This is a genomic window from Streptomyces sp. NPDC127190 (assembly GCF_042672505.1).
Taxonomy (GTDB): domain Bacteria; phylum Actinomycetota; class Actinomycetes; order Streptomycetales; family Streptomycetaceae; genus Streptomyces.
On sequence record NZ_JBHXVE010000009.1, the window covers coordinates 11,970 to 26,123 of the forward strand.

The 14,154-nt window shown below is 72.5% G+C and carries 9 protein-coding genes; 5 read left to right on the plus strand and 4 right to left on the minus strand.

Annotated elements, in window-relative coordinates; translation table 11 throughout:
* Window positions 1–106 precede the first annotated feature (106 nt).
* From ACFVIU_RS15935 to ACFVIU_RS15945, 3 genes are all read right to left on the minus strand, one after another.
* Window positions 107–1,333, minus strand: coding sequence for a branched-chain amino acid ABC transporter substrate-binding protein (locus ACFVIU_RS15935; protein WP_385843044.1), 1,227 nt, complete (start codon window positions 1,331–1,333; stop codon window positions 107–109).
* 387 nt (window positions 1,334–1,720) lie between these two features.
* Window positions 1,721–2,209, minus strand: a complete 489-nt coding sequence (locus ACFVIU_RS15940) for a hotdog fold thioesterase (RefSeq protein ID WP_385843046.1) — start codon at window positions 2,207–2,209, stop codon at window positions 1,721–1,723.
* Between the two features lie 53 nt (window positions 2,210–2,262).
* On the minus strand, window positions 2,263–4,611 hold the full coding sequence (locus ACFVIU_RS15945; protein WP_385843047.1) for an FdhF/YdeP family oxidoreductase: 2,349 nt from the start codon (window positions 4,609–4,611) through the stop codon (window positions 2,263–2,265).
* A 221-nt stretch (window positions 4,612–4,832) separates the two neighbouring features.
* Here ACFVIU_RS15945 and polA point away from each other — a divergent pair, with 221 nt between their 5' ends.
* The 5 genes from polA to ACFVIU_RS15970 all read left to right on the plus strand — a co-directional run bounded on the left by polA (window position 4,833) and on the right by ACFVIU_RS15970 (window position 11,566).
* A complete protein-coding gene (gene polA / locus ACFVIU_RS15950) occupies window positions 4,833–7,559 on the plus strand; it encodes a DNA polymerase I (protein ID WP_385843049.1) in 2,727 nt (908 codons plus the stop codon).
* 271 nt (window positions 7,560–7,830) lie between these two features.
* Window positions 7,831–8,196, plus strand: coding sequence for a hypothetical protein (locus tag ACFVIU_RS15955; protein WP_385843050.1), 366 nt, complete (start codon window positions 7,831–7,833; stop codon window positions 8,194–8,196).
* A gap of 303 nt (window positions 8,197–8,499) precedes the next feature.
* Window positions 8,500–10,266 (plus strand): lytic transglycosylase domain-containing protein, encoded by a 1,767-nt coding sequence (locus ACFVIU_RS15960; RefSeq protein ID WP_385843051.1) that lies wholly within the window; start codon window positions 8,500–8,502, stop codon window positions 10,264–10,266.
* Between the two features lie 142 nt (window positions 10,267–10,408).
* Window positions 10,409–10,543, plus strand: coding sequence for an SPW_0924 family protein (locus ACFVIU_RS15965; RefSeq protein WP_385843052.1), 135 nt, complete (start codon window positions 10,409–10,411; stop codon window positions 10,541–10,543).
* A 27-nt stretch (window positions 10,544–10,570) separates the two neighbouring features.
* Window positions 10,571–11,566, plus strand: a complete 996-nt coding sequence (locus ACFVIU_RS15970; protein WP_385843053.1) for a DUF3068 domain-containing protein — start codon at window positions 10,571–10,573, stop codon at window positions 11,564–11,566.
* On the opposite strand, the gene hrpB is transcribed toward ACFVIU_RS15970, so the two are convergent.
* Window positions 11,556–14,129 carry an ATP-dependent helicase HrpB gene (gene hrpB / locus ACFVIU_RS15975; RefSeq protein ID WP_385843054.1) on the minus strand — a complete coding sequence of 858 codons (2,574 nt, stop codon included), beginning with the start codon at window positions 14,127–14,129 and terminating at the stop codon, window positions 11,556–11,558. The two genes, ACFVIU_RS15970 and hrpB, sit on opposite strands and share 11 nt — an antisense overlap.
* Window positions 14,130–14,154 lie beyond the last annotated feature (25 nt).

Genomic DNA, 14,154 nt, shown 5'->3' on the forward strand with positions numbered 1-14,154 from the left:
GAGAGTCAAGGGGAAGGGAACGGACGGGCCGCGCGGTGACGGTGGTCAGTGCCGCGCGGCCCTGGTGGTGCGGTGGTGCCGTCGGTGCCTCGGTCGGCCGGACCCGTTACTTCGGGTTGGCCAGGCCGCTCTTGACGGACTTCCACTCCCCGTTGGTGACCTGGTAGACGGTCAGCTGCTTGTTCGTGGTGTCGCCGAACTGGTCGAACGAGATCTTGCCGGAGATGCCGTCGAAGGAGGTGTTCTGGACGGCGTCGACGACCTTCGAGCGGGCGTCGTCCGGGAGCTTGCCGTCCTTCGCGACCTGGCCGACGGCCTTGATGATGGCGGTGGTGGCGTCGTAGGCGTACGAGCCGTAGGTGCCGTAGTCACCGGGGTACTTCTTGGCCTTGTAGGCGCTGACGAAGTCCTTGGCGGCGGGCAGGGTGTCGACCGGGACACCGATGGAGGTGACCAGGTCGCCCTCCGCGGCCTTGCCGGCGGTCTTGATGTAGGTCGGGGTGAACATGCCGTCGCCGCCGAACAGCGGGATCTTGGCCCCGGCGTCCTTGAGCTGCTTGGTCAGCACCTGGGACTCGTCGTACTGGCCGCCGTAGTACAGCAGGTCGGCACCCGAGTTCTTGATCTTGGTGACCAGGGTGGAGAAGTCGCGGTCGCCGACGCTGACGTGGTCGGTGCCGATGACCTTGCCGCCCTGCTTGGCGAACTGCTCCTTGAAGATCTTGGAGAGGCCGGCGCCGTAGGTCTGCTTGTCGTCGACGACGAACGCCTTCTTCTTGTGCAGGCCGTTGAAGGCGTAGTCCGCGGCGAACGCACCCTGGAGGGCGTCGGTGGTCGCGGTGCGGAAGTACGTCTTGAACGGACGGGACTTCTTGGTCTGCCAGTCCTTGCCCTGGGTCAGCTCCGGGGCGGTGTTGGACGGGGAGATCTGCACCAGGTTGGCGGTGGCGAAGACCTGCTGCATCTGCGTGGCCACACCGGAGTTGAGCGGGCCGACCACGCCGAGGACGCTCTTGTCGGAGACGAGCTGGGTGGCGTTCTGCTGGCCGGTGGCCGGGATTGCCTTGTCGTCCAGGGCCTTGATCTTGAAGGTGACGCCGGGGACGGTCTTGTTCTTGTTGGCGTCGTCCACGGCGATCTGCGCGCCGTACTGGATGCCGAGGCCCGTGGCGGAGTTCTGGCCGGTCAGCGGGGCGTCGACGCCGATCGTCACCGTCACGTTGCCGTTGTCGCCGCTGCCTTTGCCGTCGCTGTTGCGGGAGCCGCAGGCGGTGAGAGTCAGAGCTCCGGTGGTCAGCACGGAGGTAAGAATCACCAGAGAACGCTGTCGCACAATCGATCCTTTCCGCAGGCACACCAGTCCCCTGAAGGGTCAGCGGGTGCCGCGCCGGTACCGAACTCCCGTTGGAGCGGTGACTGGCCGTGACTCTAAGCCCGGTGTGGAGACCTGGGCAGCGCCGTGCGCTTCCTTGTGACTTTCTTGTTATGACGACGTGGACGCCTGACTTCCGGCCAGGAAGGTCTCGGCCGGTTTGGCGGAATTTCCGCGCGCTCCAGAAAGATCCATAAGGGCGCATCTTTGCAGAGGAGAAGGCCGTGTGTATTGCACGCACGTTACGGAGTGTTACACCCGGAAAAGAGAAATTCCCCAGCCAAAAGGGCCCGGTCCGGCTCCTGTTGGGGAGCGGTACCGGGCCCGTGCGGCGGGGTGCGGCGGGGGTCAGGCCGAGGCGCTCGCCCGGTCGCCGTCCTGCGGACGCACATCCCGCAACAGGCAGGTCAGCCGGGCCGTGCACACCCGGCGGCCCTCCTCGTCGCTGATCACGATCTCGTACGTCGCCGTGGACCGGCCCCGGTGCACGGGCGTGGCCACGCCGGTCACCAGGCCCGAGCGGACCCCGCGGTGGTGCGTGCAGTTGAGATCCACACCGACCGCGATCTTGGAGCTGCCGCCGTGCAGCATCGAGCCGACCGACCCCAGGGTCTCCGCCAGCACCGCGGAGGCGCCGCCGTGCAGCAGGCCGTACGGCTGGGTGTTGCCCTCTACCGGCATGGTCCCGACGACCTTCTCCGCCGAGGCCTCCAGGATCTGCACACCCATCCGGGTGCCCAGGTGCCCGGCCGAGAACAGGGCCGGGAGGTCGACGCCGAGCGCGGCGTACTCCTCGAGGACCTCCTGCGGGAACTTCACCTGCTGCTGCTCACCCATCGGCCCTGCTCCGTTCGTCGTACGGCTCTCACATCGCGGCGCTGAGCAAACGCTCAGTCGGTCGCTGATTGTTCCAGACGGCCCTCCGCGCGCGCCTGGCCGTCCTCCGCACGTGCCTCGCGGCCGTCCTCCGTGCGCGCCTCCAGGCGTACGACGACGGACTTGCTGGCCGGGGTGTTGCTGGTGTCGGCGGTCGCGTCCAGCGGCACCAGGACATTGGTCTCGGGGTAGTACGCCGCCGCGCATCCCCGGGCCGTCGGATAGAGCACGACCCGGAAACCGGGCGCACGCCGCTCCACCCCGTCCCGCCACTCGCTCACCAGGTCGACGTACGCCCCCTCGGCGACCCCGAGCGCCCGCGCGTCCTCCGGGTTCACCAGCACCACCCGGCGGCCGTTGCTGATGCCCCGGTAGCGGTCGTCGAGCCCGTAGATCGTGGTGTTGTACTGGTCGTGCGAGCGCAGCGTCTGCAACAGCAGCCGCCCCGCGGGCAGTTCGGGGAACTCCACCGGCGCTGCCGTGAAGTTGGCCTTGCCGGTCGCCGTCGGGAAACGGCGCTCGTCGCGCGGGGCGTGCGGCAGCGTGAAGCCGCCGGGCCGGGCCACGCGCGCGTTGAAGTCCTCGAAACCGGGGATCACCCGCGCGATGCGGTCGCGGATCGCCGCGTAGTCCTTCTCGAACTCCTCCCACGGCACCACACTCCGCTCGCCCAGCACCCGGCGGGCCATCCGGCACACGATCGCCGGCTCGGACAGCAGCCGCGGACCCGCCGGCGCCAGCCGGCCGCGCGAGGCGTGCACCATGCCCATGGAGTCCTCGACCGTCACGAACTGCTCGCCGCCGGCCTGCACATCCCGCTCGGTGCGCCCCAGCGTGGGCAGAATCAGCGCACGCGCGCCCGTGACGACGTGCGAGCGGTTCAGCTTGGTCGACACATGAACCGTCAGCCGCGCGCGCCGCATCGCGGCCTCGGTGACCTCCGTGTCGGGGGAGGCCGCGACGAAGTTGCCGCCCATCGCGAAGAACACCTTCGCCGTGCCGTCGCGCAGCGCGCGGATCGCCCGGACCACGTCGAAACCGTGCTCGCGCGGCGGGGCGAACCCGAACTCCTTCTCCAGCGCGTCCAGGAAGGCCGGCGCGGGCCGCTCGAAGATGCCCATCGTGCGGTCGCCCTGCACGTTCGAGTGGCCGCGCACTGGGCACACACCGGCACCCGGACGGCCGATGTTGCCGCGCAGCAGCAGGAAGTTGACCACCTCGCGGATGGTCGGCACGGCGTGCTTGTGCTGGGTGAGCCCCATCGCCCAGCAGACGATGGTCCGCTTCGAGGCGAGCACCATGGCGAGCGCCCGCTCGATCTCCGCGCGGGTGAGGCCGGTCGCGGTCAGCGTCTCGTCCCAGTCGGCGGCCCGGGCCGCCTCGGCGAACTCCTCGAAGCCATGGGTGTGGTCGCGGACGAACTCCTCGTCGACCGCGCCCTCCGTCTCCAGCACCAGCTTGTTGAGGAGCCGGAAGAGGGCCTGGTCGCCGCCGATGCGGATCTGGAGGAACAGATCGGTGAGCGCGGCACCCGTGAGGAGTCCCTGCGGGGTCTGCGGGTTCTTGAACCGCTCCAGGCCCGCCTCGGGCAGCGGGTTGACGCTGATGATCCGCGCCCCGTTCGCCTTGGCCTTCTCCAGCGCCGACAGCATGCGCGGATGGTTGGTGCCCGGGTTCTGGCCGGCGACGATGATCAGGTCGGCCTTGTACAGGTCCTCCAGCAGGACACTGCCCTTGCCGATGCCGATGGTCTCGCTCAGCGCCGAGCCGGACGACTCGTGGCACATGTTCGAGCAGTCCGGCAGGTTGTTCGTGCCCAGCTCGCGCGCGAAGAGCTGGTACAGGAACGCCGCCTCGTTGCTGGTGCGGCCCGAGGTGTAGAAGACGGCCTCGTCGGGGGAGCCGAGGGCGGCGATCTCCTCGGCGATGATGTCGAAGGCACGCTCCCAGGTGACGGGCTCGTAGTGCTCCCCGCCCTCGGGCAGATACATGGGGTGGGTCAGCCGGCCCTGCTGCCCCAGCCAGTACCCGCTCCGGCCGGCCAGGTCGGCGACGGGGTGCGCGGCGAAGAACTCGGGGGTGACCCGGCGCAGGGTGGCCTCCTCGGCCACCGCCTTCGCGCCGTTCTCGCAGAACTCCGCCTTGTGCCGGTGGTCCGGCTCCGGCCAGGCGCAGCCCGGGCAGTCGAAGCCGTCCTTCTGGTTCACGCGCAGCAGCGTCAGCGCGGTGCGCTTCACACCCATCTGCCGCTGGGCGATGCGCAGGGTGTGCCCGATGGCCGGCAGCCCGGCGGCCGCATGCTTCGGCTCCGCGACCTGCGGCGCGTCCTGAACCGGGTCTCCCTTGGGCGGCTTCGTCGCCATCGCCCGCTCCCCTTCGGCTGGGTGTGAGAAGTACGCCGACGATCCTCCCACGAGGCACCGACAACGGGCCCGGGCGGGCGTGCGGGGACCGGAACCCTTGCCCGCCGCACCGGTGGACTCGCGCTCCGGGCCGCCGCCGGTCCGCCGGTCCTGTGGCGCCCCTCACAGCCGCCGGAGCCGAGCGGCCCGGACTGTCAGTGCGGCGTGGCAGGATCGGGGACGTGGCAGAGACAGCACCGAAGCAGACCGACAAGACCCCCGGCGGCACCCGTCCCCGGCTGATGCTCATGGACGGGCACTCGCTGGCCTACCGCGCGTTCTTCGCGCTGCCCGCGGAGAACTTCACGACCGCGACCGGCCAGCCGACGAACGCGATCTACGGCTTCGCGTCGATGCTGGCCAACACCCTGCGTGACGAGGAGCCCACGCACTTCGCGGTGGCCTTCGACGTCTCCCGCAAGACCTGGCGCTCCGAGCGCTTCACCGAGTACAAGGCGAACCGCTCCAAGACCCCGGACGAGTTCAAGGGCCAGGTCGAGCTGATCGGCGAGCTGCTGGACGCCATGCACGCGCCGCGCTTCGCCGTCGACGGCTTCGAGGCGGACGACGTCATCGCCACCCTCGCCACCCAGGCCGAGGCCGCGGGCTTCGAGGTGCTGATCGTCACCGGTGACCGCGACTCCTTCCAGCTGGTCACCGACCACATCACCGTGCTGTACCCGACCAAGGGCGTCTCGGAGCTGACCCGGTTCACCCCGGAGAAGGTTTTCGAGAAGTACGGCTTGACGCCCGCCCAGTACCCGGACTTCGCGGCGCTGCGCGGCGACCCGTCCGACAACCTGCCGGGCATCCCCGGCGTCGGCGAGAAGACCGCCGCGAAGTGGATCAACCAGTTCGGGTCCTTCGCGGAGCTGGTCGAGCGGGTCGACGAGGTCAAGGGCAAGGCCGGGCAGAACCTCCGCGACCACCTGGAGGCCGTCAAGCTCAACCGCGTCCTCACCGAGCTGGAGCGCCAGGTCGAGCTGCCCAAGACCGTCGCCGACCTGGAGCGGGCGCCGTACGACCGCAAGGCCGTCGCGATGATCCTGGACACCCTGGAGATCCGCAACCCGTCGCTGCGCGAGCGCCTCTTCGCGGTCGACCCCAGCTCCGAGGAGGCGGAGACCACCCCGGTCGCCGCCGACGGCATCGAGCTGGACGGCGCGATCCTCGGCAGCGGCGAGCTGGCCGGCTGGCTCGCCGAGCACGGCACCGGCACCCTGGGCGTCGCCACCGTGGACACCTGGGCGCTGGGCGCCGGCTCGGTCGCCGAGGTCGCGCTCGCCGCGGCCGGGGGAGCGGCCGCCTGGTTCGACCCCGCCGAGCTGGACCAGACCGACGAGAACGCGTTCGCCGCCTGGCTGGCCGACGCCGGCCGCGCCAAGGTGTTCCACAACGCCAAGGGCGCCATGCGCGTCTTCGCCGAGCACGGCTGGAGCGTCGAGGGCGTGACCATGGACACCGCGCTCGCCGCGTACCTGGTCAAGCCGGGCCGCCGCTCCTTCGACCTGGACGCGCTCTCCCTGGAGTACCTGCACCGCGAGCTGGCCCCGGCCGCCGCGGCCGACGGCCAGCTCGCCTTCGGCACGGACGAGGGCGCGGAGGCCGAGGCCCTGATGATCCAGGCCCGCGCGGTGCTGGACCTCGGCGAGGCCTTCGAGGCCCGTCTGGAGGAGGTGGGCGCCGCGGACCTCCTGCGGGACATGGAGCTGCCCAGCTCCGCGCTGCTCGCCCGCATGGAGCGGCACGGCATCGCGGCCGACCGCGCGCACCTCGAGGCGATGGAGCAGATGTTCGCGGGCGCCGTGCAGCAGGCCGTGAAGGAGGCCCACGCGGCCGCCGGCCACGAGTTCAACCTGGGCTCGCCCAAGCAGCTCCAGGAGGTCCTCTTCGGCGAGCTGGCCCTGCCCAGGACGAAGAAGACCAAGACCGGCTACACCACCGACGCCGACGCCCTGGCCTGGCTCGCCACCCAGACCGACAACGAGCTGCCGGTGATCATGCTCCGGCACCGTGAGCAGGCGAAGCTGCGGGTCACCGTCGAGGGCCTGATCAAGACCATCGCGGGCGACGGCCGTATCCACACCACCTTCAACCAGACGGTGGCCGCGACCGGCCGTCTCTCCTCCACGGACCCGAACCTCCAGAACATCCCGGTCCGCACGGACGAGGGCCGGGCGATCCGCCGGGGCTTCGTGGTCGGCGAGGGCTTCGAGTCCCTGATGACGGCCGACTACAGCCAGATCGAGCTGCGCGTGATGGCCCACCTCTCCGAGGACGAGGGCCTGATCCGGGCGTTCACCTCCGGCGAGGACCTGCACACCACGGCCGCCTCCCAGGTGTTCGGCGTCGAGCCGGCCGCGGTCGACGCGGAGATGCGCCGCAAGATCAAGGCGATGTCGTACGGTCTGGCGTACGGCCTGTCCGCCTTCGGCCTCTCCCAGCAGCTGAACATCGAGGCGGCGGAGGCCCGCGCCCTGATGGACGCCTACTTCGAGCGCTTCGGCGGGGTCCGCGACTACCTGCGCCGGGCGGTCGACGAGGCCCGGGCCACGGGCTACACGGCGACGCTCTTCGGCCGCCGCCGGTACCTCCCCGACCTCAACAGCGACAACCGCCAGCGGCGGGAGGCGGCCGAGCGCATGGCCCTCAACGCGCCCATCCAGGGCACGGCGGCGGACATCGTCAAGATCGCCATGCTCAAGGTGGACAGCGCCCTGCGGGCGGCGGACCTGAAGTCCCGCATGCTCCTCCAGGTCCACGACGAAATCGTGCTGGAGATCGCCCCCGGCGAGCGGGCGGCCGCGGAGGAGATCGTCCGCCGCGAAATGGCGAACGCGGTCCAGCTCAGGGCCCCCTTGGACGTCTCGGTCGGCGTGGGCCCGGACTGGGAGTCCGCCGCACACTGACCTGCGGCGCCTCAGCCCGGGGGTGCGGGCCCCGCCTCCACCCCCGGGCCCCGGCCCCCGCGCGGGGCCCTTTGGTGCGTGGGCAAGCCCCCCGCCGAGCCCCCCGCCGAGCCCCGCCCGCACCCCACAACCGGCCGGACCCCTACCCGCACCACACAACCGCCCGGACTGCCACCCCCGCCTCCCAACCGGCCGGACCCGCGGAGGGGGCTTCACTCACGTGGCCCCCGTCAAAACGCCCCGGGGCGTCCGCAGCCGCAACACTGCGGGCATGGGTATACGCATGCTCCACCGCCGGACGCCCAAGGCAGTCACCCGGGCCTGGGCGGACACCGCCTCGGCGTGGGCCCTGCCGGCCTCGCCGGTGGCGGCCCTCGCGGCCGACGCGAGCACCGCCCGCATCCCGGCCGACCGCGCCGCGACCGTCCGCCGGGCCGCCGCCGGTCTGCGCCGCCCCCTCCGCGCGGTTCGCAGACCCGACTGGCAGCAGTGGGCCGACCTGGCCCGCGGCTATCTCGCGCTCGCCCTCACGCTCGTCCCGCGCTCCCGCCCCCGGCCCACCGTGACCGTCTTCGTCGCGTCGCTCGGCGAGCGGCCGGCCGCTGCCCGGCCGTCGGAACCGGACCCCGGAGCCTGACCCCGCGCCGGCGCACGGAAGCACCCCGCCCGCCAACGCGCCCCGCGCCCCCAACCGTTGATCATCGGGCCGTCCGGCATATGGGACGGCGGTCCACACACGCATGGCAACGACAAGTTGGCCAACTGGTGAAAATCGGGCAGGAATGGCTGTCCGTGTCAACCAAGTTGTCGTAGGGTCACCTGGGCCCCCGCGGGAGGCACGGAAACAGGGGCAACCACAGCACCACGTCAACCGTCACACCAGAGCGAGGCAGACAGGCGGAAGACGGACGCACGGACGTCCACGGGAGGGGTTCACTCTATGGCGGCGCACTTCGGCAGGCGGCTGCGCAAGGGAGCGGCGACCACAGCGGTGGCCGCGGCGGCGGTAGCGGCTCTCTCCGCGTCCCAGGCTCCGGGAGCGACCGGCGAGGACCACGGCAGACAGACGACCGCCGGCGCCTCCACCCCGGTACCGGACCGGACCTCCGACGACAACGCCACCGGCAACTCGCCGTACTACACGGACCTCCCCCCGCTGCACAGCCCCAAGCCGAGCCCCTCGCCGACCACCGGCCTGCCTCACGGCACCGGAACCGGCGAGGCGGGCATCCCGGCCACGGTCCTCGACGCGTACAAGAAGGCGGAGGCCGAACTGCGCACCGCCAAGCCCGGCTGCAACCTGCCCTGGCAACTCCTCGCCGCGATCGGCCAGGTGGAGTCGGGCCAGGCGCGCGGCGGGCGCGTGGACGCCGACGGCACGACGCTCCGCCCGATCCTCGGCCCGGTGCTCGACGGCAACGGCTTCGCGCTCATCAAGGACACCGACCACGGCGCGTACGACGGCAACAGCCAGTACGACCAGGCCATCGGCCCCATGCAGTTCATCCCGTCCACCTGGGCCTGGGCCGGCCGCGACGGCAACGGTGACGGCAAGAAGGACCCCAACAACGTCTACGACGCCGCCCTCGCCGCCGGCCACTACCTGTGCCGCAACGACTGGGACCTGTCCAGCACGGCCGGCCTGCACAGCGCGATCCTCAGCTACAACAACTCGCAGGACTACCTGAACACCGTCCTGTCGTGGATGGAGTACTACCGCAAGGGCACCCACTCCGTGCCCGACGGCACCGGCGACGTCCCGTCCCACCGCAGCGACAGCGGCAGCGGCACCCCGCACACGAAGTCCCCGAAGTCCTCGGAGCCGCACGGCGGGAAGCCGGCCCCCAAGCCGCATCCCAAGCCGGACCCGAAGCCGGCGCCGGACCCGAAGCCGGATCCCAAGCCGGACCCGAAGCCGGTCCCGACGCCCCCGCAGACCCCCACCGACACGGTGGACCACCTGACGGACGCGGGCACCGGCAAGCTCACCGCGCGGACCGGCGACGCCTTCACCGAGCAGATCGCCACCCGTGCCGAGACCAAGGCCGGCGCGTCCGTCGGCAAGGTCAGGGTCAGGTTCACCATCGCCGGGGACACGGACGCGACCTTCACCGGCGGCGAGACCGTCGCCACGGTTGTCACCGACGCCCACGGGGTGGCCAAGGCTCCGGCGCTCCAAGCGGGCCGGAAGACCGGCGACTTCAAGGTCGTCGCCACCGTCGTGGGCCGCGCGGTCAGGGGCGTCGCCTACACCGCCACCGTCACCGAGCGGGTCGCCGACACCCTGGCCCGCACCAGCGACACCGACCTGACCTGCACCCCGGGCGGCGAGTTCGCCGACCAGGTCCAGGTGAAGGCGACGTACAAGGGCGCCGTCGCGGACCGGGTGGCGGCCACCGCCACCCTGATCAAGTCCACCGACGACCCCACGGAGAACGACAAGGGCCCGTACTTCAAGGACGCCCACGGCAAGCCCGTTCGCACCCTGACCGGCCTGACGACCGACGCCAAGGGCCTGCTGACCCTGCCGAAGCTGTACGCGGACGACACCACCGGCACCTTCCTGCTCCGCATCACCACCCCCGGCGGCGGCACGCTCACCGTCGAGCTGAAGGTCTCCGCGGACGACACCTCGGCGAGCCCGAGCCCGAGCCCGAGCCCGACTCCGACTCCGACCGCGTCCCCGTCTCCCTCCGCCTCGTCCTGACCGGCGGCTCCAGGGCGCCCTCTCCGCACCGGCGGGGAGGGCGCCCTCGCTCGTGCGTGCAGCGCTGTTCTCATCTCGCCCGCCCGTTGCTACGGTGCCGGATCTGACACACCATCAGGAACGCTCCGCCGGGAGGCCCCGCATGCGCGCCCTCATCGCCGCCGCGACCGGTCTCGCCCTCGCGTTCGCCCTGGTCCTCACGATCTGCGCGACGGGCGCGCCGACGGGCCCCACATCCCCCAAGCCGCTGCTGACGACCGTGCCCGCGCACCCGTGACCGGGCCCGTCCGGGAGGGAGGCCGGAATGCGCCGCAAGGCCAGCCTGGTCCTGCTCGCCTGTGCCGTGTTCTGCGCGGCGCTGTCCCCGCTGCTGCGCTGGTACGCCTTCCCGCGCCTGGCCAGGATCCCCGCGAACCAGTACCAGGACATGGTCCTGGAGGCGAAGGACGCCACCCTGCTCGACTACGGCACCATGCGCGCGAAGAAGGTCTCCAAGGTCACCATCGTGCAGACCCTCAAGGGCGACACGGCGGCCGCGCGCAGGATCGGGAAGGCGGCGGGCCGGCCGGTCGTCGTCTGGGACGGCCTCTCCTACGTCCAGGGCCCCGACGGCAGGATGGTCTCCCGGATACCCGAGCGCTACATCTTCGACGCCCACAGCCAGGACCCGGTGCACGCCACCGGCGAGATGGTCGACGGCGACCCGGTCAGGCGGGACGGCATCGAGTTCAAATGGCCCTTCCTCACCCGGAAACGGGACTACGAGTACTTCGACGCGCAGACCCGCACCACCCGCCCCATCCACTACGAGGGCACCCGGACCTTCCGCGGACTGACCGTCTACGTCTTCGAGCAGACCGTCCCCTGGACCAAGGTGCCCTTCCCGAAGGCCATGCCCGTGCAGGGCATCACCCCCGAGTCGGTGGCGAGGACGGGCACCACCCGCTGGTACACCACCGTCCGCCGGTTCTGGGTCGAGCCGGTCACCGGGGCGCCCGTCTACGGCGAGGAGATCCACCGGGAGGAGCTGCGCGGCGGCACCCTGCTCGGCGGCCGGGACCGGGTCACCGCGTTCGCCGGGCACGTGAAGATGCGCGAGGACTACATCGAGCACACGGTCGCGCTGGTCAGGCACAACCGCACCCTCGTCCTGACGCTCACCGCGTACGTCCCCCGGGGCTCGCTGCTCCTCGGCCTGCTGCTGTTGTCCCTGTCCCTCTACCTGGAGGCACGCGGCCGGCGCCCCCGGGACCCGGCGGACTCCGCACCGCGCGCGGAAGCCGAACCGGTCAGCGCCTGAGCCGCGCGTTGGTGTGCCGCGTGGGTTCCGCGGTCGCCGGGTCCTCCGGCCAAGGGTGCTTGGGATACCGGCCGCGCAGCTCCGCCCGTACGCCCTTGTAACCGTCCTTCCAGAAGGACGCGAGATCGGCCGTCACGGCGACCGGCCGCCCGGCGGGCGAGAGCAGGTGCACGAGCAGCGGCACACCCGCGACGACCGGCGTCTCCTCCAGGCCGAACATCTCCTGGAGCTTCACCGCGAGCACCGGGCGCTCGGGGTCCGCGTAGTCGATCCGGATCCTGGACCCGCTCGGTACGGCGATCCGTTCGGGCGCCAGCTCCTCCAGCCGCGCGGCGTCCCCGCTCGCCCACGGAAGCAGCCGCGCCAGCCCCTGCCCGGCGTCGATCCGCCCGAGATCGGCCCGCCGCCGGGCCCGGCCCAGCTCCGGCTCCAGCCACTCGTCCACGCGCGCGTGCAGCGCCTCGTCCGACACGTCCGGCCAGGGCGCACCGAGATGCCGGTGCAGAAACGCCAGCCGCTGCCGCAGCCCGACCGCCTCCGGCGCCCAGCGCAACAGCCCGAGCCCGTCCTGCCGGAGCCCGTCCAGCAGAGCGGCGCGCACCAGACCGGGCTCGACCTCCTTCAGGGGGCGTACGGCCAGCTCCACGGCGCCCAGCCGTTCGACGCGCCGGGCCACGACGTCCCCGTCGGCCCAGTGCACCTCGTCCCGCTCCGTCAGCAGCGCCCCGGCCGCGGCCCGGGCGACGTCCTCGGACACCGCGGCGCCGATCCGCACGCGCGCGTGGCCTTTCCCGGCGGGCCGGTCGGCGACGGCGACGACGATCCAGGGCGCCCCGCGCAACGCCGACCCGTCCACCGGCTCGGCCCGTGTCCCGGACACCATGAGGTACGACCCTCCGTCGAGCCTGGCGACCCGCTCGGGAAAGGCCAGCGCAGCCACGACTCCGACAAGCCGCTCCTCACCACCACCCGCCACCCCGACGGCTCCGGCCGGGCCGGCGCCGTCCCGCCGACGGTCCCGCGTGGGCGAGTGGGAAAGCCCGACCGGATGGGAAGGCTCCGCCGGGTGGGAAAGCTCCCTCGACAGGGCCCGCAGCCGCCGCACCTCAGCGGCCCAGCGCTCCGCGTACGCGTCACCCCCACGCCGCGCCCGCCGCAGGGCCCCCGCGAGATCATCGCCGTACTCCCGGGGCACTTCCTCGGAGAGCAGGGCGACCACCTCGGCACCCGCGCCGGAGGTGTCGAGCAGCGCCCGCCCGAGCCGAGGGTGCACCCCCAGCCGGGCCAACCGCCCCCCGACCTCCGTGGCCCGTCCGGCGGAGTCCACCGCCCCCACCGCCGCCAGCGCGGCGCGCGCCGCCGCCATCGCCCCGCCCGGCGGTGGATCCAGCAGGGCCAGCCCCGAGGCGTCCGGATCGCCCCAGCACGCCGCCTGAAGGGCGAACGCGGTCAGATCGGCCACCTTGATCTCCGGCGCCGGAAACGCCGGCAGCCGCCCGTCCTCGGCCTCCGACCAGCACCGGTACACCGCCCCCGGCGCCTCACGCCCGGCCCGGCCCGCCCGCTGCCGCCCGGCCGCCCGCGACGCCCGTACCGTCGTCAGACCGCTCAGCCCGCGCGCGTGGTCCACCCGCGGCTCCCGCGCGAGCCCCGAGTCGACCACCACCCGCACCCCCGGCACGGTCAGCGACGACTCCGCCACCGACGTGGCCAGCACCACCCGGCGCCGCTCCCCGGGTGCGAGCACCGCGTCCTGCACGGCGGCCGGCGCCCGCCCGTGCACCTGGAGCACGTCGACGTCGCCCAGCCCGCCCAGCTGTCCCGCCACGCGCGCGATCTCCCCGACCCCGGGCAGGAAGCACAGCACGTCCCCGTCCCGCTCCGCGAGCGCCCGCCGCACCACCGACGCCACATGGGCCAGCAGCGCCGGATCCACGCGCATCCCGTGCGGCGGCCGCACCGGACGGGCGGGCGGGGCCCACACCACCTCCACCGGATGGGCGACCCCCGCCGCCTCCACCACCGGAGCCCCGCCGAGCAGCCGCGCCCAGCCCTCCGCGTCCGTGGTCGCCGACGCGGCCACCAGACGCAGCTCCGGCCGCAGCGCCTGCCGTACGTCCCACAGGAAGGCGGCCGCCGTGTCCGCGTCCAGATGCCGTTCGTGGCACTCGTCGAGCACGACGACGTCCACCCCGGCCAGTTCCTGGTCCCGCTGCAACCGCTGGAGCAGCACGCCGGTCGTCACGACCTCCACGCGCGTGCACCGGCCGGCGACCCGCTCCCCGCGCACCGTGAAGCCCACGCTCTCGCCGGGCCGCTCGCCCAGCAGCCACGCCATCCGCCGGGCCGCCGCACGCGCCGCGATCCGCCGCGGCTCGGCCACCACGACCCGTCGCGCCGGACCGTCCCCGACCAGCCCGGCCAGCACCAGCGGCACCAGCGTCGTCTTGCCGGTGCCGGGCGGCGCCACGAGCACGGCGGTGCCGGCGCCGTCCAGGGCGTCGGTCAGGGCGGGCAGGGCGGAGCGCACGGGCAGCGCGTCCAGGGCGTCGTAACGGATCACGCCCCCAGTGTCGTACGACGGCGGA

Coding starts and splice junctions, on each gene's coding strand:
- ACFVIU_RS15940 (WP_385843046.1), bottom strand. CDS start 2,209: ATGGGTGAGCAGCAGCAGGTGAAGTTCCCGCAGGAGGTCCTCGAGGAG.
- ACFVIU_RS15945 (WP_385843047.1), bottom strand. CDS start 4,611: ATGGCGACGAAGCCGCCCAAGGGAGACCCGGTTCAGGACGCGCCGCAG.
- ACFVIU_RS15955 (WP_385843050.1), top strand. CDS start 7,831: ATGGGTATACGCATGCTCCACCGCCGGACGCCCAAGGCAGTCACCCGG.
- ACFVIU_RS15960 (WP_385843051.1), top strand. CDS start 8,500: ATGGCGGCGCACTTCGGCAGGCGGCTGCGCAAGGGAGCGGCGACCACA.
- ACFVIU_RS15965 (WP_385843052.1), top strand. CDS start 10,409: ATGCGCGCCCTCATCGCCGCCGCGACCGGTCTCGCCCTCGCGTTCGCC.
- ACFVIU_RS15970 (WP_385843053.1), top strand. CDS start 10,571: ATGCGCCGCAAGGCCAGCCTGGTCCTGCTCGCCTGTGCCGTGTTCTGC.